Origin of the sequence: Arthrobacter sp. ZGTC131, assembly GCF_002929275.1 — a bacterium.
Lineage (GTDB): Bacteria > Actinomycetota > Actinomycetes > Actinomycetales > Micrococcaceae > Arthrobacter.
Window position 1 is genome coordinate 168,510 of the sequence record NZ_PJIK01000006.1, and the last position, 22,895, is coordinate 191,404.

Consider the following 22,895-nt stretch of genomic DNA (forward strand, 5'->3'; position numbering starts at 1 on the left):
CCAATACTGTGGAATTCCGAGAGGGTCTCGAGGACGAACAAAAATGGAGTCTCAACGATCATGAAGTTTTTGAAAGCAATAATGAATTTTTTCAAAGTCCGCGTTCTGCTTTGGCTTGTCCTGCTGGTCGTCGTGCTAGTTGTTGCAGGAACGGGCGTCGCATTTGCAACCGGGGGACTCAACGCGCTCGCACTCAGATCGCTATTCACCAGCAGCTCGCACGAACGTGATTCGCAGGTGGTTCAGTCTGTTACGCGCTTGCAAGAGGTCGCCCTGCTCAGCCTTCACATGGAGGGTATCTCGAGGCACGAAAGCAATGGAGAGGTTCTCGGTGTGGCCATACCCGCGAGCGAGAAAACGACCCTGATCCAGTATCAGTTCGACGCAAAATTAGGCATCGATGGGTCACAGGTAAAGATCGAACCCACCGGTCCAAAGTCCTTTCGGTTGACCATTCCTCAATTCATTGGCATCGGCTTCGACAAGCCCACGTTCGAGGACCCCCTCGAGAGCAACAACGCCCTTGGCTGGCTGGCAACGCCAGCAGTTGAAACTCGCATGGTCAACAACATCCTCAGTGACGAGAACAAGCAGAAATACATCTCCCAGAACGAAGTAGCGCTGAAGGAGCAGGCCAAGGTTTTCTACTCCGGACTCATCGAAAGTGTTGATTCCGAAATTACCGTCGACTTTGAATTTGCGGGGTAGACGCCGGCAGCGCTCCGTCCTCGCCGCATGAGCCCGAGAGTATGCTGCCGCAGTGACGCCTCCGGGTGCGCGCCCAAGGCCTTGGCGCCGCCGTTGTTGCTGGCAATGCCCCTGCTCTTTGGGGTTCGGCGGATCAACCACCGGCCGAGTCGGGCGCCGTTTCGACAAGATCGACCACCGCCAACTCCAACCGGAACACCCACAGCAGCACATCCTCACCCGGCACGTACCAATCGCGGGCCGGGACCCTCCGGAAGCCCAGGGATTCGTAAAGGGCATGCGCCCGTTCCATGAACGTCGCGCTCGTTATGCTGATTCGGCAACGACTCCGCGTGTTCGATGACCCGCCGGACACGGGGCACGCCCAACGCCGCCGCCTTGACGGCAGGATCAACCGCGAGCATCCGGAACTCGAGCTCATTTTCAATTGCGATCTCGCTGTACGGTTGCCCTGCGAAGGTGAGCGTCACTGCTGCCACGACTGCGCCCGATGATTCGGCGACCCACACCTCGGCATGCTTCGCCCGGTGTTCCGCGTCATCCAGCGCACTCATGTATGGGTGGTCGGCGGCTAGGTGCTGGCGTGGAGGTACGCCTCTCGCGTGATTCTCTGGACCTCTGATAGTCGGCGGCCGTTGCCAAGCTAAAAACCACAGTCACGGCGCAGCAACCCCGGCCCCAGCCACTCGCTCAACGTACTCCTCGAGTCGCGCCAGTGCCGGTTGCGACGAAGGATCACTCACCGCGTCCGCTCCGACGGCATTGGCCACCGCCAGGGCTTGCTCATAGGGGTGCCCGGCCCGAATCGAAAGCACCAGAGCCGCGCAGAACGCGTCGCCAGCCCCAATTGTGTTCGCCACCGTCACAGCAGCAGCTGGAGCCTCGGCCACCTTCCGCCCGTGCTCGAACATCGCCGAGCCGTCCTTCCCGTACGTCACCGCTACCAGCTTGGCCTCGGCCAGCGCCGGGATCAGCTCATATTCTGTCTCGTTTACGATCACCAGGTCGCACCGTTTCAGCAGCTCCGTCGGCAGGTCCATCGCCGGTGCGGCATTCAGCACGAAGAAACCGGAGGCGCACCGGGCTGCTTCCAGCACCACGGGCAGGCCCACCTCGAGCTGGCATAGCACCGTCTCTTGGGCAGAGAACTCCACGCCCGCCAAGGAGAAGCCCGCGTTCGCCCCAGGGCACACCACGATCTGGTTTTCGCCGTCGCGGTCCACCACGATCAGCGCGGTGCCGGTCGCATCGCCGTCGAGCACTGCCACGTCAGAAGTGTCCACGCCGGCGCCAGCAAGAGACTCCAGCATCAGACGGCCCTGGGCGTCGTCGCCCACGGCTCCGATCATCCTGGCGCTCCCGCCCAGACGCGCGGCGGCCACGGCCTGGTTGGCACCTTTGCCGCCGGGCTGCTGCTGCAGGACGCCGCCGCCGACGGTTTCCCCGGCGGTGGGCAGCCGATCGGTGGTGGCGATGATGTCGAGGTTGATGCTGCCGACGACGGTGACGGCAGGAAGTCGAGTGCTCATGGGAAGTCCTATCGGGTGAAGCCAAGGCGGCTGGATTAGGAAATAGTGTACGCCATGGTTGTACTTGTTCGTCATACATGGTTGTATAACAACTCGCATCCCAAAGGCAGGACCCCGCCTGCAGAACAAAGGAGTTTGATGTGAACAGCCCAACCCCGGTCACCACCTCGCCGCCAGCCGTCGTCGGTACCGAAGCAAACGCAGACCAGGCACAATTCGCCGGCCGCCGCGCCGCCCTCCTCATTTCCACCCTGCTGCTCGGCGTGCTGTCCTTCCAGCTCAACGCCAGCATGGTCACCCCTGCGCTGCCGCAGATCGCCGCCAGCTTCGGCCAGAGCGCCGACAGCGCCGCCCCCGTGCAGTCCATGTTCTTCCTCGCCGGTGCCATTTCCGGCCCGGTGATCGGACGGTGGAGCGACTTCATCGGACGCCGCGCCGCGCTGCTGCTGGTCCTGGCCATCATGGGCGCCGGGACGCTTCTCTGCATCGCTGCCCCCACGCTGCCCGTGCTCGTCGCCGGCAGGTTCCTGCAGGGCGTGTCCAGCGCCGTCTTCGCCCTTGCGTACATCGTCCTCAGCGAGAACCTGCAGGCCCGACTCTTCGGCACCTCCGTGGGGATCATCGCCGCCATCAACGGGGGAGTGGGCGGCGTGGACGGCTACGTTGGCGGCCTGATGGCCGAGACCCTCGGCTTCCGGTCCATCTTCGTCGTCGTGCTGGTGCTGACCGCCGTCGCCGCCGGCTGCATCCTCAAGATCGTCCCGAAGGGACGGCCCCAGGGAGTCCGCGGCGCCATGGACTGGTGGGGAGCGGGCTCGCTCTCGGTGTTCCTCGTCTTCATCACCTACTTCGTCTCCGGCGGATCGGCCGCCGGCTGGACCGCGCCCAGCACCGTGGCGCTGCTGGCCGGCACCGTCGCGTCCTTCGCCGCCTTCTGGATGATCGAGAAGAAGCGCAGCCACCCGCTCATCGCCGTCCACCACCTGCGCTCCCGTCAGGTCTGGCCCGTCATCGCCACCACCGTCCTGACCCTGGCCGGCATCTTCGCCGTCATCAACTTCACCGTGGTTCTGCTCAGCCAGGACATCCACCACGGCTTCGGATTGAGCGCGTCCGTTTCGGCTCTGCTATTCCTGACCCCGGCCGCGCTCATCGGCGTCTTCGCCGCACCGCTCGCCGGCTGGCTCGCCGACCGCCGCGGCTGGATCAAGACCCTCCGCGCCGGAACCGGGCTGAGCCTGGCCTGCGCCATCGCCGCGGCCACTTTCTCCGACAACCAGGTGGCCGTGATGATCGCCGTCGCAGCCCTCGGCATCTTCTACAACGGCTTCTTCCTCACCGCCATCAACGGACTCTCCGTCCTGCTCTCACCCAAGGAAGCCCCCGCCGCCCTGCCCGGCATCAACGGAGCGTCCTTCGGCATCGGCGCGAGCCTCGGCGTCGTCATCGTGGCGCCGTTCGCCGCGCAGGCCACCTCCGCCGGCTACGCAACAGCGCTCTGGATCTCGGTGGCCATCACGGCGGCGGCGTTCATCGTCAGCCTCTTCGTCGCCGCCCCCAAGGGCGAATCCCTCTAACACCCCTCTCCAAACCAAGCACCAACGAAACGAGTAACACTCCAATGACCACGCCCACCAGCCGCCCCTTCTACCTCGACTGCGACACCGGCATCGACGACGCCCTCGCCCTGGCCTACCTGCTCGCCTCCCCGCAGGCGGACGTGCGAGGGATCGGCACCGTCAGCGGCAACGTCAGTGCCGCCGTCGGCGCCCGGAACACCCTGGACCTGCTCCAGCTCGCCGGCCACGCGCACATCCCCGTCGCCGTCGGTGCCCACGACCCGCAGGGCGGCACGTTCCGCGGCGGGGCGCCGCACGTCCACGGCGCCAACGGCATCGGCGAGGTGTCGCTTTCGACGGCGGCGGTTGAGCTGGCGCCAGAGACCGCTGCGGAGATGCTGGTGCGGCTGGCCCACGAGCACCCCGGCACGCTGCGGGTCCTGGCCATCGGCCCGCTGACCAACATCGCCGAGGCCCTGCGGCTGGAACCGGAGCTTCCCCGGCTGGTGGAGGAGATCACCATCATGGGCGGCGCGGCGCTGGCCCCCGGCAACATCACGGCGGTGGCGGAGGCGAACATCGCCAACGACCCCGAGGCCGCCGCGGACGTCTTCGCCGCCGGCTGGAGCATCACCCTGGTGCCGCTGGACGTGACCATGGCCAACGTGCTGGAGGAAAGCCACCGGCAGGAGCTGCTCGCCGCTGGCCACCCGGTGCCGCAGGCGCTGGGGGAGATGCTCGGCTACTACTTCCGGTTCTACGAGGGCATCTTCGGCCGGGCCTGCTCCGCCATGCACGACCCCCTCGCCGCCGCGCTCGCGGTGGGCGGCGTCCAAGCCGCCGTCGCCCCGGCGGTGCGTGTCGCCGTCGACACCACCGACGGTCCCGGCCGCGGCCAGACCGTCTGCGACCTCCGCGGACTCTACCTGGACTACCCGGAGCAGGCCGGCGCCCGCTGCCGGGTGGTGCTCGCCCTCGACGGCGACTTCGCGCCGCGCCTGGTGGAGGTGCTGCTTTCGCTTTCTGAAGGCACGACGGCGGCGCTCGCCTCCGCGGTCACGTCACCGGCCTGAGCATGTCACCCTGATTCAGGACCACCTGCCGGTCCGCTGCAGGATCCTCCTGCTTTGGTATCAACGCTGACGCTCATGCCGGTGCGCCCACGAGGTGGCCGGCCGTGAGGGGCAGGCGCTGCCCGTTGATCTGTTCTGCCTCCAGGTCGAAGATCCGCTGTACAGCGTCGGCAAGGACACTGACATCGGTGAAGCCCGGAAATATCCGTTCCGGCTGGGCTGCGCGCATCCGGTCATCGACCAGAGCCTTGACGACGAAGACCAGGGCGGCTGAGTGCTGAGCGGAGAGGGGGCTTTCGTTTCCTCCCTGCAGGTGCCGGAATCCGTCGGCCACGGCCAGGGTCCATGCCTCGGCGGCGGACTTGACCGCGGCATAGGCGGCGCCGTCCGCCGTCGGCGAGGAAGCGGACTGTGCGGAAACGATGGCCAGGCGACCCACAGGGGAGGTAGCCAAGTCATCGTAAAAAGCGCGGCTGGTGTTCCTCAGCGTGGTGAGGACGCTGGTGTGCAGGAAGTCCCAGTCTTCATCCGCCTGGCCTTTGATGCCGGTTCCGCCTCGCCACCCTCCTACAAGATGGATAAGGCCGTCCACCGGACCCAGGTCGTTCCGGACGGACGTCGCCAGGTCCTCAACGGCCTGCAGGTCCGCGAGGTTGCAGACATAGCCCGTGACGTTGCCGTACGCTGCCGAGAGCTCCTGCACCCGGTCCTCAAGAATGTCCACGGCGGCCACGCGTGCCCCTGCTTGCGAGAGGGTGCGGACTACCGCGACGCCGGCAGCGCTTGTCGAACCGGCGACGACGACCGTACGCCCCGAGAGGTCCTGGCTCATGCGCCCGCCTCGCCTTCAGTCTTCACAGGGCTCTGACCGGTGATCCCGGCAGTTGATTCAATGACCGCGGACATCTTCTTCTCCAGTGCCTCGTAGAACATCGACAGGGGGAATTCGTCATCAAGGATCTGGTCCGTCAGACCCCGGGGAGGGCCTTCGAGCGGAAGGGCCTCCGGTCCCTTGGCCCACACGGAGGCCGGGTGGGGGGTGAGGGTTTCCGAGACGAGCTCGTAGGCAGCCAGCCAGTGTGCGGTCTTCGGCCGGTCGATTGAACGCCAGTAGAGTTCCTCGATGCGGAGACCCAGCTCGACGACCACGCCGGCGACGTCCTTCCAGTCGATGCTCAACTTTCCATCGGTCCAGTGCAGGACCCGGTGCTGGTGCATCCAGGCGAACAGCAACTGGCCGCCCACGGCGTCGTAGTTGCGGACCCGGTTCCCGGTTATCGCGAAGCGGAAAATCCGGTCGAAGATCACGGCGTACTGGACCAGCTTGGCGTGCTTGCGGGCGTCCTCGGATGCCGTTTCGTCCCGCTCGATGAGGACTGACTCGCGGAAGGCGGTCAGGTCACAGCGGAGCTCCTCCAGGGAGTACAGGAAATACGGCATCCGCTGCTTGATCATGAACGGATCAAAGGGCAGGTCACCGCGCATGTGGGTGCGGTCATGGATCAGGTCCCACATCACGAAGGTCTTCTCGGTGAGGTGCTGGTCATTGATGAGTTCCGCGGCGTCAGCCGGCAGGTCCAGGGACGTGATGTCGGCAGCGGCTTTGAGGACGCGGCGGAACCGGGCAGCTTCGCGGTCCGCGAAGATGCCTCCCCAGGTGAAGGAGGGGGTACTCCGGACCGCCACGCTCTCGGGGAAGAGAACTGCTGAGTTCGTGTCATACCCTGGCGTGAAATCGACGAAGCTGATGGGGACGAACAGCTTGTTGGAGTAGTTTGCTGCCTCCAGTTCAGCGACGAAGGAAGGCCAGATGACCTCGATGAGGACGGCCTCGAAGTAGCGGTTGGTGCTGCCGTTCTGCGTGTACATGGGGAACACCACCAGGTGCGGCAGCCCATCGATGCGCCAGTGCTCGGGGTGGAAAGCTACCAATGAGTCGAGGAAATCCGGCACGGCGAAGCCCTCGGACGCCCACCGCTGGAAGTCCTGCACGAGCAATTCAAGGTAGTCCGAGTCGTGGGGGAGGTGGAGGCGCAGGTGGTTGATTGAGCCCGTAATGATGCCGACATTCTGGCGGGCCTCGTCATGGTCAGCGGGTTCCGGAACGGATCCGTCCTGCACTTGAAGCTGCTGCAGTCCGATGACGGCTGCCTTCAGGGCCTGCCATGCCGGGAGCGCCTTGAGGTCTTGTGCCCGGGTGGTGGTCACTTCCGGGTTTGCGATTACAGACAATGCTCGTTCCTTCCGTTGAGGGGATTCCTGAAGAAGCTAGCAGTGCGTAAGCATCCGTGAAGGGTTATTTGCTTATGCGTAAGGAATACTTTTGCTAGAAACCGTCTCTTCACTGCTATGCCTGCGCTGGACCTTAAGGTCGGGGGCTCTAGGACATCCCAGGAACGGCGCATCTCGAGTGAACAAGCCAGGGGTCCCGGCGTTGTTCGGGCGGCTCGCGGACACCCCTGGCGTCATTCGCCTAACCCGGGCCGCCCGCCATAGCAGATCGTCAGAGCTGCTTACTCGCCGGGCACGATTAAATCAGCAACCCTTACGCTCAAATCGAGTAACCCATGCCCATGCGTAAGGACTTGACCCGTCGGGCGTGCAACATTCGCCACGCCAGAGGTCGCTCCCTTCACCTGTGTTAGCTTGATCACCATCCTTCCCGGCCCGGGGGCTCCGGAAGGCTCAAATCCACCGCAGCTACCTTTTCGGAGGCACCATGGGACTTGGCTCCCACACGCAAATAAGTGACCGGGCTATTGCTCCCGGCACCACCCCTGCAACCGCTCTTTGCTCCGGTTCAGGACTGATTCTTAGCTCGGGGTCCACCACCGCGCAGGCAGGACCACGCGGGAACGCTGTGGCCTACCTGCTCGACACCGCAGTCGCCGAAGCCTGCACCGGTCGAGCCGCTGGTGGCACCGGGAACCCGACCCCGCTCGCACGGATACCCCTTGGCGGTGTTGCATGACGCCAACGAGCGGAACTTCCGTAGACATCAAACCCGATGAAACAGCCCAACAGGTGTCCTCCCTTGCGATAGGCGCAGATCGCGCTTCCGGCGGAACCACCAACGAACTCAAGCGCGGGCTAAGCAGCCGGCACCTGCAGATGATCGCTATCGGCGGTGCGATCGGTACCGGGCTGTTCGTGGCCTCGGGCAGCACCATTTCCCAGGCGGGTCCCGGCGGTGCGTTGGTCGGCTACGCGCTGGTGGGGCTGATGGTATTCCTGTTGATGCAGTCACTGGGCGAGATGTCGGCCAAAATTCCGGTCGCCGGTTCTTTCCAGTCCTTTGCCACCCGTTTCGTTTCCCCGTCCTTTGGGTTCGCGATCGGCTGGAACTATTGGTTCAACTGGGCCATCACGGTGGCCGCCGAGCTGGTCGCGGCCGGAATCATCATGGACTTCTGGTTCCCGGGGGTCCCAGGATGGGTGTGGGCCGGGATCTTCCTGGTGGTGTTGACCGGGCTCAATGCCCTCTCGGCGAAGTCCTTTGGTGAGTCGGAGTTCTGGCTTTCCCTGATCAAGGTCAGCGCAGTGGTGCTCTTCCTGATCGCCGGCGTGCTGATGATTTTCGGCATCCTCGGGGATAACTCTCCGGGACTGAGCAACTGGGAAAACCGCGATGACGTGTTCCACGGGGGTTGGGTCTCGATCATCTCGGTCTTCATGGTTGCCGGGTTCTCCTTCCAAGGCACCGAGCTCGTGGGAGTCGCCGCAGGCGAAGCCAAGAACCCGCGTCGCGAAGTACCGAAGGCCATCCGCACTGTCTTCTGGCGCATCATGCTCTTCTACATTGGTGCCATCTTTATCATCGGCTGCCTGATCCCGTTCACCGATCCGAGCCTGCTGGCCTCCGGCGAGTCCGATATTGCAGCGTCACCGTTTTCCCTGGTCTTCTCGCGCGCCGGAATCGCCTTCGCAGCGGCCTTGATGAACGCCGTGATCCTGACCGCAATCCTGTCGGCGGGCAACTCCGGACTGTATGCCTCCACCCGGATGCTCTACGCCATGGCCCATGACGGCATGGCCCCGAAGGTCTTCGGCCGAACCAATGCGCGAGGTGTGCCGATCCCGGCGTTGCTGGCGACCGCGGCCGTGGGACTCTTCGGGTTCCTCTCCGCGATCGTCGGTCAGGGTGCAGCCTACGCCTGGCTGCTGAACATGTCAGGCCTATGCGGCTTCATCGTCTGGGCGGGAATCGCGGTCTCCCACTACCGTTTCAGGCGCGGCTTCCTGGCCCAGGGAAACAAAGTCAGCGACCTGCCATACAAAGCATCGCTGTTCCCCATTGGCCCACTGCTGGCCTTCGCCCTGCTGATACTGGTAATCGCGGGACAGAACTACGAGGCTGTGATTGCCGGACGGACCATTGAGGTGCTTACCTCCTACATCGGGTTGCCAGTCTTCATCGTTCTATGGCTGGCTCACCGCTTCATCACCAAGTCCAAAGTGGTGCCGCTGCTCGAGATGGATCTCTCGGCACCCAAGGACCTCGAGGACGAACCTAGGGACCGGTAACCATGCGCGGGCTACCCCACGAATTGCGGGGCCCGCGGTAGCCGAGGGCCAGAAGGTCTAGAACGGGGGATCGAGACCAGAAAGGGGGAAGCCGGGTGAGAATTGCTGTGAAGTTTGCCGGTAAATGGCGGTGTTCTGTGATCGCTATATGTCGCATGACTGGATCGCGAGTTGTCTTGTATCGCTGATGTTATGAGGCACTAAGGATACTAGACGTGTCTAGCCGATCGCTGGGTGTCCTGTCACTCGTCTGTGTGCGGCCCGCAGCGGAAGGCCCGCCCTCGGTGAAGGAGGGCGGGCCCGGTCGGGTTGAGACAGTGGTGGGGCCCGCTTCAGCGGACCGTGTACCAGGTTGAAATTCGGGAAGGTGCAAGTTCCGCGGACCAAACAGGAAGACCTTTATGACCCCCCGGGTTCGACCTTGGATAAGGAGATCAAACCCGGGGAGCTTAACGTTATTTTCGGTGCCGGGCTCAAGGTCCTTCCCATTTACCAGGACAACGCCCGCCTGCTCTCCGATTTCACCTACTCACAGGGTTACCAGCATGCAGTGAGGGCACACCAGCTAGCGGCCAGCTATGGATTCAACCGTGGCACTGTAATCTACTTCGCAGTCGACTACGATGCCACCCAGGAGGACATCGACGCGGCGATCATCCCCTACTTTCAGGGAGTCCAAGCTGGGCTGGCATCAAACGGAAAGAAGTATGTCCACGGAGTCTACGGTTCGCGCAACGTCTGCTTGAATGTCACGGCCAAGACCTTTGCCCGTTATTCCTTTGTCTCTGGCATGTCTTGGGGTTTCTCTGGGAATCTGGGGTTCCCGCTGCCCGCTAACTGGTCCTTTAACCAGATCAAGGAGTTCACCGTAACCAACGGCGCAGACGCCTTCGATCTTGACAACGATGTGTGGCTGGATTGCAGGCGGGGCCTTTCCTAGGGCATCAGCAGGATCGAGATCCCGCGGTTCGATACGGTCCATGGCGTGCTAATGGTACGGAGCGTAGTAGAGGTTCTGAGGGCGCCGGGTGCGCACGCCGTCGCTATGCGCTCCGCTGACGACGTCACCTTCATGGGTTAGAAGTTGTGAAAAGCGACGTGTGCTGTGAACAATGCCGCCCCGAACGACTAACTGCTCGATCACTTTCCACCCTTCAGCGACGCCGTCGGACTTGTAATCACCCCCGAAAGTCCACCACCCCAGGTGGTCACTGTCGATGACGAGGAGGTAACCGTTGATGTGGACCTTGAGCGGCATTGCCCCGGAACGCCATGGCCGCACTGTTAGGCTCCGGTCAAACTCAGGCTGATCCGTTGCCACATCCACCTCACCATCGCTGCCCACCAGTGCTCTAAGTCGGGCCGCGAAAATATCCCCGGCACTGGGGGCCAGCAAGAACCTGCCCTGATAACTCTCGAGCACAGCAATCGCCTCATCAAGATCGGAGTCCCAGTCAAACTCCCACCGCCGAGCGTAAACAAACGGATAGGAGCCAGGTGAGATCGCGACCACGAGCCACTGCTCAGCGATCACCGACAGGTCGCCGACCCGGAAGCTGGGTAGTCGATGTGTATCCGGGGCGATCAGTTCCTCCGTAACGGCATCACCGAAGAGTTGCCGTGCCCGGAGCATCAGGCTATTGAATGCTGCAAGGTGGGCATCAGGAATGGGAGCACACGCCCATTCTTACCGACGCCCTGAGTATCTACATCGGAACGCTCTCCTCGTTCGCCACTGTGCATGTAAGCCGATCCTCTGCCGGACGCTACTTACGGTCCTGCACCAATTGCTTAGGGATCGGGTGTTGGATTTGAGAGACACCGTTCATTGAGGAGTTTTAGGCTTGCTTGGCTGGCGGCCAGTTGGAGTGTGGTGTTGTCTGATCTGATCGTCATCACGCGTCCTCCGGGAAAAACAGTCCAGGGGGCCTTAGCAGGCTCCCCGATGACCGTGGGAAATGAGTAGATTTCCAGTGGCCCGGCAAGAGGTCCGTTTTCGCTTGCCCCCAGCTGGAAGATCAGTCGGTTTGGCTCTGCTTTTGCATAACCTCGGGCCCATCTACCCCGAAGTCCCGATCCGGGCTCGCGGTGGGCACATTCGAAAAGGCCTCTTTCCGTGTCCCGAACTGCTCGCTTCTTGCGCAGGGGAGCAATGACAATGAGCTCGATGACAGTGATTAGGACAATGCCAGTCGCAACAACGACGACCAAAGTAGGCCACCAGCCCAAGACGGACTGCAAAGGAACGAAGAGGACGCCGGCCAAGACGACCAGCGGCCAGGAACCGAAGGCGTCGTATGCCCGTTCCAGCCGGCTCCTGGGTGTTGGTTCCAAGTCTGGTTCGCGCATATGTAACCTGCTTCCTGTGATGGGAGTCTAATCAACAGGACGGTCTTTAGACATGGCTCATCGTGACGGGAAGCCGGCATAGTCGACGGACCCAGTCCTGCACGTAAGCCGATCGGTCTGAGGGCAGCAGTGGTCGAGTATGGAAGACTCCCAATGTGACCACTCCTCGCACCGGATCCCTGCACCATATCGAGGTATGGGTCCCTGACATCGATCGCGCCAAGCAGGAATGGGGTTGGATTCTGCCCCGGTTGGGATACTCCACTTACCAAAGCTGGGACTCAGGGATCAGCTGGCGACTTGGCCAGACCTACATCGTGGCTGAACAGTCACCAGCTTTGAGCGGCCGGAAACACGAGCGCACAGCGCCCGGCCTCAACCACCTGGCGTTCCACGCCGGAAGCCAAAAAGAGGTGGATGCGCTTGTCGTGGAAAGCGCTCGTCACGGATGGATGCAGCTGTTCCAGGACAAGTACCCGCACGCTGGCGGCCCTGGTCATTACGCCGCTTACCTCTTCAACTCGGACGGCTTCGAGATCGAGCTCGTAGCCGCCGGGTAAACAGAAAGTGGTGTCCGGTGGAGGATCCCTGCTGCCCGTTGTCTGGGTAGGGCTGGTGTCGGATGCAACTGCTAAGGTCCGTCTAAACCGAGCAGGGAGTGTCGATGTCGGCAAGTGAATAGCCGTTTCCAGTTGCCGTGTCCCAACTGGTCGCTCATGACTCCCGTGAAGCGCAGGCTGCCCGCGCGGTCGCGTGGCTCTCGCAACAACCTGGTGGCCCAATTGCCGTTGTAACGCCGCAGCGACGGTTCGAGGGCGAAACCCTAAAGCGGTTGGTGGGAAGACCTGTTACGGTGCACCTCACCTGGCGCGGTTTCTCTGCCGGGTCCCTTACCCACCGGCGTGTCGTCTACGCATGGCCCGATCGGCGACATTTGAACGATCTGTGGCGCTCACAAGCTGACGCTATCGTCGTCATCGAGTGGGGAACTGCCGAAACAGCCACTTGGCTGGAAGTCGCTCAGCCGGTACGACTCCTTCCGGGACAGACTCCGCAGCCTGCGTCAGGACCACAAGCCGCCCTGGCAGCCGTCGGCGAGCCCCTACCGGAAGACGTGATCCGGATCCTCAAGAGCCTTGCACAGTGGGCGGCTGGATACGACTCCGGACTCAAATGGAATGAAGAAGACAAGCTCAAGGCCGACATGATGAACCGCCCCGAGCGGTGGACCTCGGTCACGGTCGAGCAAGTCAGAGGCAAGTGCCGTGAACTGAAGATGCGGCCAAACGACATCGAGACGATCGTTGGGTTCTTGGAACGCAGGAAGCAGAGCCGGCGGTTCAACGTGAGGAGCACCTATCGCGATTTCCGGTTCTGATCGCGGTTCCATCGCGTTATCTGGTGGCCCAACGGGCGCTCCTGTGTTCGATAGCGGATCTTGCACTGGGACAGCTACGTCACCAGGGCGTGCCCCGAAGATCTATGTCACCGTCCGGCCATTCGCTCGCATCGCGTCTGGCGGAGCAGATGAGGTTTGGCCCACCCTGAGACACGATGACCGATGTCTGGTCTGTGCGGGACAAGCATCGTTCCGTGGCGTGTACCTGAACCCAGCCCGCCGACTCATAGAAGGAGACCACTTCCTTCCGGCATCCGAGGAAACCGAAGTCGGCTTCGGCTTCATCGCGCATCGCCTTTTGACCGTGTCTCATCGCTCGGCCGCCGAGACCAGTACCGCGAAAGCGTTGATCGACCAGCACGCCTCCCGTGCCAGCCACAAGGACGTCGTCGCTACCTACCGAGATCACGCGACGCTGAAAGCCCACATGCGCAGCCAGCACAGACCCTTGGAACGCCAGTACATGGAAATCCGCCGGTGAGTAGCCGTACGGCGCGTCTGGATTCCACCGGCCGTAATCGCTGAGATATTCACTGTTGAAAAGCTGTTCCAGTGCGGCAAGTTCCATCATGTTGAGGTCTTCATGCCGCTGCAGCCTCAGGGCTTCATTCATCTTTCGAGCCTATGCGTTCATACCGAGAACCTGGACACTCGGGCGCGCCCGTAAGTCGGTCGATCACCGTGCCGCGGAAGCCGGCCGACACGCTCCTCGCCGTTGCTGACCCAGACCATGTACGTAAGACCCGCACGATGAAATGCACGATGACGGGAGGATTACTGCAACCATGTTCGTTATGACTGGAATGAAGTGTGACTTTCTACGATAAATGGCGGCGTTTTCACGGCAGTATTTGGCGCCTGGTGCACGCCCCCGAGGGTGTTCATGGGCAGGCGTTTAGATTCCACGTCCGCCAGGCCGGCATCGATGCCGGTCTCCATGAGGGTTTCGCTGAGTTACCGCTCTTCATCCGATGAGGCCATGGCTTCGCCCATGCCCTGGACGGTGGTTGAACATCCAGAACCAACCACACACCTTCCTCAAGCCCTCACGTTCCCGCGGGTGGATCATGCCTGGAGTCTACTGCTGCCGCGTCATCAATCAGCTCGGTTGGATGCGGCGGGCGGCAGCGATTGAATCTCGAAAAAGTTCGGTGTTCATATACGCCATCGGCCCCCGAAGGTAGCTCGCCAGGACCCGTTCGCCGGAGGCGGTGAGCTCGTAGATCTTGCGTTTGGCGCCGGTACCCGCCACTGATTCCTGGCTATGGGTAATGAGGTTTAGTCCTTCCACCCGCCGCAGGGCCCGGTGCAGGCTCTGCTCGTCCACCGCTAAATGCGCTTCGCTGAGGTCAGTGATGAAGTCGCGGATCTGTCCGGACCACCGCGCTTCTTGGGATAAGGCCAGCAAGATGAAGAGCATCAGTGTGCTCTTTTTATGGGTGTCAGTCCACGCGGCGAGGACCTTGCGCTCATAGTCAGAGAGTTCAAAGTCGGGTCCGGCGGCGGCTGCCGGCTCAGACTTCGACATGCTCATAGCCCCTGCTGAGCATGGCGCCGATGGTGTGCACGAGAAGCCCGGCACCCCACAGTACGCTCATCGACATCAGGGGACCGGACCACCCCTGCTGCAACGTCTCATCGCGCCCATTAAGCACTAGGATCCAGGCGTGCAACCAGAAACTGCCGTTGATGATCAAATAGGCGACAGCGTGTGCGAAGTAGGTTCCGTACGCACGTTGGCGCAGTGCGGTTCCATTCCTCACCGTGAACACCACCATATAGAGCGCCACCGCGGCGAGCAGCAGAGCCGTTCCCGCTGTAACTCGTCCTTGCGCCACGTAGGCGGTGTATCCCTGGACAACCAGTACCCCGACAAACAGGGTGCCGGTGTATCGAGCGAGTCCTTGATTAGTGATCGGAGTGACGCCATCCGGCCTGATACCCATAAATAAGCTCCTTAGTAGACTGTTGGTATAGTACCTACGGCTGCTATATCCGTCCAGAGTTGTAGTTCTCAGTTTTTCGCGGCCCGTTGGCCTTGGACGTTCAACGGAAACTCAGCCAACAGTCGGATTCCTACTTATGGAACAAACCTGGCGTTGGACCGCAGCTGACTTTGGATCAAGAGGAGTCCGGGGCATCCTCTGCCGAGGTCGTAACGCACGAAGGTCACCACTCGTTCTGGACGATAACCTTTTGGTTTGACCAAGAGATCACCGGATCCGCCTTATCCATGACTTTCCGACGAGCAGGGTATTGAGTGCGCCTTTGCGGTTGAGCGTGAAGACATCGGCGCAGCATTGGGAGAGGCCACAGAGCTATGGAGCCCGGATCCCGAAGGATACTTCTCCCAATGAGTACCCAGCTCTTTGGTTCGTCCTGAAGCTTCGGTGAGGGTTCCACAGTTGATACGCCCCTTGCTCAGGCGCGGCTGGCTACCACGGACACAAAGTCCGAACTTCACTCGCGTTCGAAGAGCCGTCTATATCCGAAGAGGAATCCAGCCCTGAGCGGGCGAGGACGACGGTCCACCAAGTCAGCTCCCCAACCGTCGTACTCACCGCCGTTTCGATCAACTGCGGCGAAGACAGTTTTGATGAATTGCTCCACAATGTCAGGATCGAGGGCCGTCGTCTTGTCGGCTTCAAGTAGGAACTGGTCGTTGACGGCCGATACTACGGTGCGATATCCCTCGGCCATCAATTCCTTGCCCGCTTCTAGAGCCGCCTCCTTTGTCGGGAAGACACCGTCATGCGCTACCTCGCGAGGTACGTCGAGATGGTCACCCAGTTTCCTGCGCTGCCTCAACTGTTCTACCGAGGAAGAAAGATGGCTGGCTAGCCGGTCAGAAGCACTGGTCATGGGCAAATGTATTGGAAGAATCCGTCGTTACTGCTTCTGGAGCGTGTAGCGGTGGTAGGGCAGTCCCTGCGGCAGCTCAGACCAGTAAAAGGATCACGGCTCGAAAGGCGCGATGAGCGATCCCTTAGCGGGTCATACCGGCTTCGGCCCGCTCCAATGGTTTCGACCTAAGCGCCACTCGAAGCCGTCTGACTCAATGACCAATTTGCGGACAACGCCACGGCCCAGGAGGCTGCGCCGCTCGCTGATACGCCCTCCTCCTTCGAGATACGCATGCATGACGCGGCAAATCCTTTTCAACTCTCCCTCCTTGTAGGCCACTATCGCGTCCTCGTCATCGTCGTCTTCTTCGCCGTCGTCCACCAGAATGCTCGTTTGAACATTCAGTTCCGGAATGAAGGCGTCCATCCACACGTGGCCGGCTCGTATGATCACTGTCCGGTCCTCGTGGTAGCGGCTGCTCACCTGGACACTATGCGACCCGTGGGCTTCGTCAGAGCTGACGCGCATAGTGACGAAGTCTTCGTTGAACACCTCGGTGATGACGCGATCGAGCATGGCCTTGTTGTCGGTGGTCATAATGAAAGTATTTCAAGATTGAGGTGGGCAGGATATGTGCAGCATCGGCGCGACGCGGCGAAAGTCGAGAGAAGTCGCTCGTAGTACCAACCGAGGATCGCCCCCGGTATAGCCGTGGCGGCCCGAAACATCGGGGCGCTTGCGCTGCTCGTGCCGATTGGAATCCCCTCTTCTTGGTCTTCGCCGCCGCCATCCGGGTGATGCTCAGGACGAGGAATCGGCAGTTGAAGGGAAATCCTAAGTCCTCCTTTCGGGAGACCGGGAAAGGTTCCCCGAAGGGAGCGAAGCGCCGGGTTGACCAGCCACTGCTTTGCCCATTGCCTCAGGAGTAGACTCCGCTTACTTACACCTCGTCTTCGTGCACGTCAAAGAAGATGGTAACCAATGAATCCCCGGAACCAAGCAATCCTCATACTCTCGGGAGGCTTTCTATTCCTCGTCTTGGGGATTTGTGGCTTACTATCCCACACCTACAAAGAGGCGCCTATGCCTGGCTGATAGGCGGCGCGGTTTTTGTTATCGGTGGTTTGGCGAAGCTACAGCGAAGCAGCCGGAGATGACCGGATAGGGCGGTGCGTCACAGAACCTCGTCATGTGCCCATCTGCGTCCGTTCCGGGTTCCTCAAAAAACGTGCACCAAAGGGTGCGGTGATCGACCGTTTAACGGGCGGTTCGCAACCTGGGGCCCGGCCCACCGATGTCATTTTCCGAAGTCGTCTGCACGGAACGTCAGGAGTCCTCTGCACTACAGGAACAGCTCATCTGGGGCGGGGCGGGTCGAGCAAGGATCCCGCGGGCCCGCCTGATTGGTGGTGCGGTTTGGCTAATTCGTTGGTGAGGCGTGCATGCCACAATGAGGCCCATGACTCGAATCCTCATGATCGGCATCCACGCGCGAGCCCTCGACTATAGCAAGCTGCCTCCTGGCCTCGACGAGGCCACGATGACCGAACGGATCGAAGCGGGGTTCGGGGCCACCACGGCAGCCGGCTTCGACGCCGTCAACTGCCTGATCGGCACCTCCCCGGACGAGGCCGAAGCAGAGATTCGCTCGGCGTTCGGTCGTGATCGTTTCGGCCTCGTGATGATCGGGGGCGGCATCAGGATGATCCCGGAGTACACCGAGCTCTTCGAACGGATCATCAACGTGTGCAATGCGGAATCGCCTGGAATCACCTTCTGCTTCAACACATCGCCCGAGACGACTCTGGACGCGTTGGAGCGTCACGCCCAGCTGTGAACGTCTGCGACGCGATCCGGTGCGTCGACTAGCCTCGGCGTTTCGTGTCGGCGGTCATGAGATGCGCCTCTGCTCACGTGCGGCTGCCATGTATTGGGAATAGGTGCCCGCCTTACGGGCACTGTTGCGACATGGAGCGACCAAAAAACACCGCCACAGAGCGACCAACTCCACAGAGAATTGCACCCGGCTTCGCTCTTCCCCAGGTCAATAACGACCGTTTCTGACCCGTCCGCGGCTAGCCTCCAAAAATGTCTGTGTGAATTGCAGAGCTATTTGGCGTGGTTTTGGCAGCGCTTTTTGGCGTGCGCCCGAGGTGCTGCGGCTATGACGGGGCGAGGGTGTTGTTGAATTCGGGCGGGCTAGTGCTTGGGCCGACGTGTACGGGATCGCTCGATGATGCTGGTGGTCGCAGCAGCTGCTGTGAGAGCTGTCGCCAGTAGAAGGGGTGCCCAAACCGTGTGTTCGATGGTTGCCCCCGCGATAGCTGTCCCGGCTGATCCTGCAGCGATCTTGAGTGCGCCTACCCAGATGAAGACTTGACCGCGAGCTTCGATGGGTGCGTATTCACTTCGCGCCGCGAGTGTTGCCGCGAAGAACATCGCGTTCGCGACCCCTGCCAGGCAGAAGGCAATGAGGGACGTGGGGAGTGTCGGAGTAAGCATCACCAGTATCAGCGTTGCCGCAACGAGTGCAGCAAGGGAGCTCATGAGAGGGTCTGCGTCGCGGCGAAGCGGCCGAAGCATGAGCCCTGCTGATCCGAGAAGATTCCCTATCCCGTAAGCTGCGACCATTGTTCCGGCGGCTGAGGCACCGCCGAACGCGTGAGCTGTTGCAACGGCGTAGATCGGTAAGGCGGCGACAGAGAATGCGACGGTGACGGTGAGCCCGAGTGTGCGGCGAAGCGGACCACGTTCCCATATCAGGTTGAGTGTTCGCCTGGGCGATGGCACGTCTACTGCCTTGTCGGGTGGCTCCTGCTTGGGGAGTGCGAGGACGGCGCCCGCACCAGCCACGGCGGCTCCGGCCAGAACCAGTGTCGCGGTAAGTGCGTCGGATCCTGCCGCGATCCACGCGACTGCTGCCGGGCCGAGGGTGCCGCTCAGCCCGTAGCTTGCGACGTCCCAGCTTTGTGCTCTGCGTTGGCTGCGCTGCTCGGGGCCGGCTATGGACGGCAAACGGCTGCTGATGCCGCCGGTAAGCATCGGCCCGAAGATGCCGGAGACAAAGAGCAGCATGGCTGGCCAGATCGCCACTGTGACCGGCAGGAGCAGCGCTGCGGCGCCGAGCAGCACCCCGTGGAGGACAGCGGAGAATGCAATCACTTTGCGCCCGTCACGGGCTGTATCGAGGTGTCGAGCGATGAGAGGGCCGAGCAGGTGGGGTGCGGTGATTGATGCTCCCAGGAGTCCGGCCAACCAGCCCGGCATCCCGCTGGCGTGCGCGAGCAGCACGATAGCGACTACTGCGCCTCCGTCTGCGCTGCGAACCAGGGTAGCGGCGAAGACGTAGCGGGCCAGCGGCCCGGCCCTGCGGTCCTTCCTGCGTGGAGCGCCGAGGCCGGCGCTACGGGTTGAGCCCGAGCTCATCGACAATCCTGCCAACATGGGCACGCTGCATCTCGGTCAATCCTTGGAGGGGAAGCGGCAGGCACGATGTAGATGCCAGTCCTAGCTGTTCTGCTATTGCCGCAACGACCCGGATACTCCCGCCAAACTCGGCAAATGACTGCCACAACGGTGCAAGCCGTTCGGACTCGGCCAATGCATCCGGGATTCGCCCTTCCAGGGCGGCCCGGGTGATCCGCATCGCCAGGGCGGGCAGGGTGCCGCCGATGACCGAGTACCAGGCATCGCATCCGGCAGCCAGGCCGGCGGCGGCCTTGGCGTCGCCGGAAACTCCGATGGTCACGTGTTTGGGAACAAGCGCCCGGATTTCTTCGACCCGGTCCCGCGCCTGCTGCGGGTCCGCTGGCACCCCTGGGATTTTGATGGAGGCGATGCCTGGCAGTTCGGCGATGCGTCCGTACAGCTCGGTGCTGAAGGTGAAGTGCGTGGTGCCTGGATTGTCATAGACGACGACGGGCAGTGACGAGTGCGCTGTGACCGTACGGAAGAGTTCGAACACATCATCATCAGTGAGGGGCTGATAAGTCATCGGCGCCAGCAGCAGACCAGAAGCTCCGGCCTGCTCGGCGTTCTCGGCGTTCGTCAGGACGTGTGAGGTCCGCAGCGCCCCGATCCCGATAAACACCGGTGTTTCGCCGGCGTTCTCGACAGCTAGGTGGGCAACACGGCTTCGCTCATCACTGCTCAGGTAGGCGTAGGAACCGGTGGAGCCGAGCGCCGTAATGGAGTCGACCTTGGCCTCGCTGAGCCTTTGTACCAAGCGGACAAACGAGGCCTCGTCTACCGCATCGTGTGCCAGCGGGGTGATGGGAAAAGCGCTCAAGCCAGTGAACATCGTTCTAACTCCTTTATTAGATTCCGAAATGAAAGCAGTGTGTGTGGACGCAGGTCGCCGCGCCCTCTGTGAGCGTGCGCGGGCCGGAACCGGCAGGTCGTTCGAGGAGGTAAGTTGCGCTGCGGGCCGTTAGCCGACGAAGTCGAGATCCGCAGGGCTGGGGTTCTGCTTCGGGTGTGCCGGGCGCCGTCGTCCGCCCCGCTGCGCCGCGGCGCCGGCGAGGACGACGAGCAGGATGCCCAGGATTTGGATGGCCGAAGGCTGCTGGTGCAGGATGAGCAGTCCGAGGAGGACCCCGAGGGCTGGCTCCAGGGCCATCAGGGTGCCGAACGCTGTGGGCGTCATCCTGCGCAGGGCCAGCATTTCCAGCGCGAACGGCAGCACGGGCAGCAGGATGGCGAGCCCGGCCGCTGTGGCCAGGATCCCGAACGTCAGGTGGCCGGCGGCCTGCGGAATGCCGACGACGGCCGCCGTGGCCGCAGCGATCGGCACAGTCATTGAGAGCGCCCCGATTCCGGTGAATCGGTCTCCGATTCTCTGGGTGAGCAGGATGTAGGCGGCCCACCCGATCGCTGCCAGCGCGGCGAAGGTGACGCCGGTCAGGTTGAAGTCGCCCTGCCATGGTTGGGTCAGAAGTACGACGCCGAGCAGTGCCACAGCCGGCCAGATGAGCGCATTTCTGTTGTGGCTGCGTACCGCGGCCACCGTCAGGGGTCCCAGGAACTCGATCGCGACGGCGGTGCCCAGCGGGATGTGCTCGATCGCGGCGAGGAACCCGATAGTCACCAGCCCGGTGGTGATGCCCAGACGGAGCAGCGGCAGCACGTCGCCGCGGCGGACGGAGCGCAGCGGCGGGCGGGCAATCAACAGGAGAATGATGGCTCCCATGCTGAGCCTGAGCCAGGCTGTTCCGGCCGGGCCCACGGCCTCAATCAGATCCACCGACAGGGCAGACCCCAACTGAACTGACAGGATCGCCGTCACGGCCAGCCCCCACGGCGGGACCGGGACGTTCAAAGCGTTTCGCAGGCCCATATCACTTCCCTTCATGGATGGAAGGGGCTGCGGCTATCCGACGGCGGGCAGCCCTGACGTCCGGACCAAGCCCCGTTAATCGTGCCGCCAGGTCGTCGGCGGCGCCGTCGAGTGCCTCATCGGTCATGGGCTGGAGGGCGTCGAGGATGAACAGAGCCGTTGTGGTGTCTTCGCGGAGTTGGGTCCTCCGGCCCTGGCGCCAGTTCCAGCGCCGGCAGGTAACGCCGGCGTCATCGCACCACACCACCTCGCCCGGATCCGGGTGCTCGATCACCTCAATGCCTCCCGCGACGGTGTCAAACGCCTCAGTGCCGGCGGCCCGGACAAGCCGGGGCGCACCGGCATAGCCGGTCAGGTCCTCTCCACCCAGCGGCACCTGATGCAGCACCGAGACGGCGTTGTAGAGGTCGGTAAGCCGGTTCACCCGGGGCAGGCCGGACGCCGCGCGGCGCAGCAAGGCCTCCAGGCTGTTGCGGGTGCGCTGCGGCTTGGCGCCGAACGATTTGTAAGCCTCGCGCCACGCAGCCACGTGGGGCAGATCCTCCACAAGCCGGGCGCTCAGTGTTTCGCGGGCCGAAGCCTCCGCTGCTTGGAGCAGCGTGTCACTGGCCTGATCGCTTGGCCCCGGGACAAGCCCGTCGACGGCCAGCAGGACGGAGCGGTAGTCCGGCCGCAGCGAGAACACTGCGGCATCCACCCCGGCGCCTTTCAGAAACTCCTGAAGCGTTTCCAGATCACGCATCGGTCGCCTCCGGCCGGTGTCCTGATCCCACGCCCGGTTCAAAGACCGCCAGGGAGAACCGGGCCGGTTCCTTGCCCACGGCGCCATACGAGTGCTCCACGTCGCCGGGAAAGGACACAGCGTCTCCGGCCTCGAGGATGAACGCCTCACCGGCAACCACAACGGAGATGGATCCCTCCTGGACCTGCAACAGCTCCTTGGTCCCCGGTGAATGCGCTTCGCTCCCGTGGGTATCCCCGGGAACCATCTTCCAGTCCCAGAGTTCAACCACATCAGGCGTCTCTGTCCCGGCCACCAGCACGCCGCGGCCACCGGCATCCGAACTCCACAAGGCAGCACCCTCACCGCGGCGGGTGACCGTCACTGGCCTGGGGCGCGGGAGTTCAACCAACGCGGGCAGTCCGATCCCAAGAGCGTCACTGATTCTCAGGAGCGTCCCCACGCTGGGATTCGTGGCGCCCTGCTCGACGTTGACCAGCATGCGGCGGCTCACACCCGTGGCCTGCGCCAATTGATCAAGCGTCCACCCCCGCGACTGCCGTTCCTGCCGCACCCGGCTGCCAATTGCTACCGCGAGGGCAGATGTACTCTTATCCATGAGTGCATCATAGTGCACTCGGAGTGCACTATGCACTCCGATGCAAGCCGAAAGGGCAGAGGGCCAGACCTGAAGATGCAAGTTAGCCAACGGCTAACGCATCTCTTTCCGAAAGGAAGTAAAGCAGTTGCCGGTGACCTAGGAACAGCACCTCCCACCACTAGCCTCTGAGTCGGGCCCGCCGAGAGGAAAACTGCCAGTTCAATATCTGTGGGTTCTCTGACTTCCACAGGCA

23 protein-coding genes are annotated in these 22,895 nt (G+C 62.5%); 8 read left to right on the forward strand and 15 right to left on the reverse strand.

Going from position 1 to position 22,895, the window contains the following annotated elements; all coding sequences use genetic code 11:
• The first annotated feature begins 60 nt into the window (after positions 1–60).
• The gene (locus tag CXQ90_RS09990; RefSeq protein WP_078027660.1) at positions 61–708 is read left to right on the forward strand and encodes a hypothetical protein; all 648 of its coding nucleotides are present in this window, start codon (positions 61–63) and stop codon (positions 706–708) included.
• A 215-nt stretch (positions 709–923) separates the two neighbouring features.
• Here CXQ90_RS09990 and CXQ90_RS23160 read toward each other — a convergent pair whose 3' ends face one another.
• Both CXQ90_RS23160 and CXQ90_RS10000 read right to left on the reverse strand, forming a co-directional pair.
• Positions 924–1,262: a hypothetical protein gene (locus CXQ90_RS23160; RefSeq protein WP_308470550.1), complete on the reverse strand. Its 339-nt coding sequence runs from the start codon at positions 1,260–1,262 to the stop codon at positions 924–926.
• A gap of 102 nt (positions 1,263–1,364) precedes the next feature.
• Positions 1,365–2,237, reverse strand: coding sequence for a ribokinase (locus tag CXQ90_RS10000; protein ID WP_104138829.1), 873 nt, complete (start codon positions 2,235–2,237; stop codon positions 1,365–1,367).
• Positions 2,238–2,377: 140 nt separating this feature from the next.
• Here CXQ90_RS10000 and CXQ90_RS10005 point away from each other — a divergent pair, with 140 nt between their 5' ends.
• Positions 2,378–3,814, forward strand: coding sequence for an MFS transporter (locus CXQ90_RS10005; RefSeq protein ID WP_104138831.1), 1,437 nt, complete (start codon positions 2,378–2,380; stop codon positions 3,812–3,814).
• A 44-nt stretch (positions 3,815–3,858) separates the two neighbouring features.
• Entirely contained in the window at positions 3,859–4,869 is a 1,011-nt protein-coding gene (locus CXQ90_RS10010; RefSeq protein ID WP_104138833.1) for a nucleoside hydrolase, read from the forward strand.
• Between the two features lie 73 nt (positions 4,870–4,942).
• Here CXQ90_RS10010 and CXQ90_RS10015 read toward each other — a convergent pair whose 3' ends face one another.
• Together CXQ90_RS10015 and CXQ90_RS10020 are read right to left on the reverse strand one after the other, a co-directional pair.
• Complete coding sequence (locus CXQ90_RS10015) at positions 4,943–5,701, reverse strand: SDR family NAD(P)-dependent oxidoreductase (protein WP_104138834.1); 759 nt, start codon at positions 5,699–5,701, stop codon at positions 4,943–4,945.
• Positions 5,698–7,077, reverse strand: a complete 1,380-nt coding sequence (locus tag CXQ90_RS10020; RefSeq protein WP_258064468.1) for a DUF6421 family protein — start codon at positions 7,075–7,077, stop codon at positions 5,698–5,700. Before CXQ90_RS10020 ends, CXQ90_RS10015 begins: the two co-directional genes overlap by 4 nt.
• A 759-nt stretch (positions 7,078–7,836) precedes the next feature.
• Between CXQ90_RS10020 and CXQ90_RS10025 the strand changes: the two genes are divergently transcribed.
• Positions 7,837–9,393, forward strand: a complete 1,557-nt coding sequence (locus CXQ90_RS10025; RefSeq protein WP_104138837.1) for an amino acid permease — start codon at positions 7,837–7,839, stop codon at positions 9,391–9,393.
• 421 nt (positions 9,394–9,814) lie between these two features.
• Positions 9,815–10,333 carry a glycoside hydrolase domain-containing protein gene (locus tag CXQ90_RS10030; RefSeq protein ID WP_219816654.1) on the forward strand — a complete coding sequence of 173 codons (519 nt, stop codon included), beginning with the start codon at positions 9,815–9,817 and terminating at the stop codon, positions 10,331–10,333.
• 48 nt (positions 10,334–10,381) lie between these two features.
• On the opposite strand, the gene CXQ90_RS10035 is transcribed toward CXQ90_RS10030, so the two are convergent.
• Positions 10,382–11,026 carry a hypothetical protein gene (locus CXQ90_RS10035; RefSeq protein ID WP_104138839.1) on the reverse strand — a complete coding sequence of 215 codons (645 nt, stop codon included), beginning with the start codon at positions 11,024–11,026 and terminating at the stop codon, positions 10,382–10,384.
• Between the two features lie 871 nt (positions 11,027–11,897).
• Between CXQ90_RS10035 and CXQ90_RS10040 the strand changes: the two genes are divergently transcribed.
• Positions 11,898–12,302 carry a VOC family protein gene (locus CXQ90_RS10040; protein ID WP_104138840.1) on the forward strand — a complete coding sequence of 135 codons (405 nt, stop codon included), beginning with the start codon at positions 11,898–11,900 and terminating at the stop codon, positions 12,300–12,302.
• A 137-nt stretch (positions 12,303–12,439) separates the two neighbouring features.
• Positions 12,440–13,120, forward strand: coding sequence for a hypothetical protein (locus CXQ90_RS10045; protein ID WP_219816655.1), 681 nt, complete (start codon positions 12,440–12,442; stop codon positions 13,118–13,120).
• A gap of 79 nt (positions 13,121–13,199) precedes the next feature.
• On the opposite strand, the gene CXQ90_RS10050 is transcribed toward CXQ90_RS10045, so the two are convergent.
• From CXQ90_RS10050 to CXQ90_RS10070, 5 genes are all read right to left on the reverse strand, one after another.
• Positions 13,200–13,754, reverse strand: coding sequence for a GNAT family N-acetyltransferase (locus CXQ90_RS10050; RefSeq protein ID WP_104138842.1), 555 nt, complete (start codon positions 13,752–13,754; stop codon positions 13,200–13,202).
• A gap of 486 nt (positions 13,755–14,240) precedes the next feature.
• A complete protein-coding gene (locus CXQ90_RS10055) occupies positions 14,241–14,675 on the reverse strand; it encodes a PadR family transcriptional regulator (protein ID WP_104138843.1) in 435 nt (144 codons plus the stop codon).
• Complete coding sequence (locus CXQ90_RS10060) at positions 14,656–15,087, reverse strand: hypothetical protein (RefSeq protein ID WP_104138845.1); 432 nt, start codon at positions 15,085–15,087, stop codon at positions 14,656–14,658. Before CXQ90_RS10060 ends, CXQ90_RS10055 begins: the two co-directional genes overlap by 20 nt.
• Positions 15,088–15,601: 514 nt before the next feature.
• Positions 15,602–16,003 (reverse strand): ribonuclease E inhibitor RraB, encoded by a 402-nt coding sequence (locus tag CXQ90_RS10065; RefSeq protein WP_104138846.1) that lies wholly within the window; start codon positions 16,001–16,003, stop codon positions 15,602–15,604.
• Positions 16,004–16,135: 132 nt separating this feature from the next.
• Positions 16,136–16,582: a hypothetical protein gene (locus CXQ90_RS10070; RefSeq protein ID WP_104138848.1), complete on the reverse strand. Its 447-nt coding sequence runs from the start codon at positions 16,580–16,582 to the stop codon at positions 16,136–16,138.
• 862 nt (positions 16,583–17,444) lie between these two features.
• Here CXQ90_RS10070 and CXQ90_RS10075 point away from each other — a divergent pair.
• A complete protein-coding gene (locus tag CXQ90_RS10075) occupies positions 17,445–17,822 on the forward strand; it encodes a hypothetical protein (RefSeq protein WP_104138850.1) in 378 nt (125 codons plus the stop codon).
• A 362-nt stretch (positions 17,823–18,184) separates the two neighbouring features.
• Here the strand turns inward: CXQ90_RS10075 and CXQ90_RS10080 are convergent, their stop codons facing one another.
• The 5 genes from CXQ90_RS10080 to CXQ90_RS10100 form a co-directional block, all read right to left on the reverse strand.
• Positions 18,185–19,411: an MFS transporter gene (locus CXQ90_RS10080; RefSeq protein ID WP_104138851.1), complete on the reverse strand. Its 1,227-nt coding sequence runs from the start codon at positions 19,409–19,411 to the stop codon at positions 18,185–18,187.
• A complete protein-coding gene (locus tag CXQ90_RS10085) occupies positions 19,389–20,285 on the reverse strand; it encodes a dihydrodipicolinate synthase family protein (RefSeq protein ID WP_104138853.1) in 897 nt (298 codons plus the stop codon). Before CXQ90_RS10085 ends, CXQ90_RS10080 begins: the two co-directional genes overlap by 23 nt.
• A gap of 129 nt (positions 20,286–20,414) precedes the next feature.
• Positions 20,415–21,320: a DMT family transporter gene (locus tag CXQ90_RS10090; protein WP_104138854.1), complete on the reverse strand. Its 906-nt coding sequence runs from the start codon at positions 21,318–21,320 to the stop codon at positions 20,415–20,417.
• 1 nt (position 21,321) lies between these two features.
• Entirely contained in the window at positions 21,322–22,062 is a 741-nt protein-coding gene (locus CXQ90_RS10095; RefSeq protein WP_104138856.1) for a B3/4 domain-containing protein, read from the reverse strand.
• Positions 22,055–22,660 (reverse strand): helix-turn-helix domain-containing protein, encoded by a 606-nt coding sequence (locus CXQ90_RS10100; protein WP_104138857.1) that lies wholly within the window; start codon positions 22,658–22,660, stop codon positions 22,055–22,057. Before CXQ90_RS10100 ends, CXQ90_RS10095 begins: the two co-directional genes overlap by 8 nt.
• Between the last annotated feature and the right edge of the window lie 235 nt (positions 22,661–22,895).

Excerpts from the sequence above, each read along its gene's own strand:
- CXQ90_RS09990 (WP_078027660.1), top strand. The coding sequence starts at position 61 with ATGAAGTTTTTGAAAGCAATAATGAATTTTTTCAAAGTCCGCGTTCTG.
- CXQ90_RS23160 (WP_308470550.1), bottom strand. The coding sequence starts at position 1,262 with ATGAGTGCGCTGGATGACGCGGAACACCGGGCGAAGCATGCCGAGGTG.
- CXQ90_RS10000 (WP_104138829.1), bottom strand. The coding sequence starts at position 2,237 with ATGAGCACTCGACTTCCTGCCGTCACCGTCGTCGGCAGCATCAACCTC.
- CXQ90_RS10010 (WP_104138833.1), top strand. The coding sequence starts at position 3,859 with ATGACCACGCCCACCAGCCGCCCCTTCTACCTCGACTGCGACACCGGC.
- CXQ90_RS10015 (WP_104138834.1), bottom strand. The coding sequence starts at position 5,701 with ATGAGCCAGGACCTCTCGGGGCGTACGGTCGTCGTCGCCGGTTCGACA.
- CXQ90_RS10025 (WP_104138837.1), top strand. The coding sequence starts at position 7,837 with ATGACGCCAACGAGCGGAACTTCCGTAGACATCAAACCCGATGAAACA.
- CXQ90_RS10035 (WP_104138839.1), bottom strand. The coding sequence starts at position 11,026 with ATGCTCCGGGCACGGCAACTCTTCGGTGATGCCGTTACGGAGGAACTG.
- CXQ90_RS10050 (WP_104138842.1), bottom strand. The coding sequence starts at position 13,754 with ATGAATGAAGCCCTGAGGCTGCAGCGGCATGAAGACCTCAACATGATG.
- CXQ90_RS10055 (WP_104138843.1), bottom strand. The coding sequence starts at position 14,675 with ATGAGCATGTCGAAGTCTGAGCCGGCAGCCGCCGCCGGACCCGACTTT.
- CXQ90_RS10060 (WP_104138845.1), bottom strand. The coding sequence starts at position 15,087 with ATGGGTATCAGGCCGGATGGCGTCACTCCGATCACTAATCAAGGACTC.
- CXQ90_RS10065 (WP_104138846.1), bottom strand. The coding sequence starts at position 16,003 with ATGACCAGTGCTTCTGACCGGCTAGCCAGCCATCTTTCTTCCTCGGTA.
- CXQ90_RS10070 (WP_104138848.1), bottom strand. The coding sequence starts at position 16,582 with ATGACCACCGACAACAAGGCCATGCTCGATCGCGTCATCACCGAGGTG.
- CXQ90_RS10075 (WP_104138850.1), top strand. The coding sequence starts at position 17,445 with ATGACTCGAATCCTCATGATCGGCATCCACGCGCGAGCCCTCGACTAT.
- CXQ90_RS10080 (WP_104138851.1), bottom strand. The coding sequence starts at position 19,411 with ATGAGCTCGGGCTCAACCCGTAGCGCCGGCCTCGGCGCTCCACGCAGG.
- CXQ90_RS10085 (WP_104138853.1), bottom strand. The coding sequence starts at position 20,285 with ATGTTCACTGGCTTGAGCGCTTTTCCCATCACCCCGCTGGCACACGAT.
- CXQ90_RS10090 (WP_104138854.1), bottom strand. The coding sequence starts at position 21,320 with ATGGGCCTGCGAAACGCTTTGAACGTCCCGGTCCCGCCGTGGGGGCTG.
- CXQ90_RS10095 (WP_104138856.1), bottom strand. The coding sequence starts at position 22,062 with ATGCGTGATCTGGAAACGCTTCAGGAGTTTCTGAAAGGCGCCGGGGTG.
- CXQ90_RS10100 (WP_104138857.1), bottom strand. The coding sequence starts at position 22,660 with ATGGATAAGAGTACATCTGCCCTCGCGGTAGCAATTGGCAGCCGGGTG.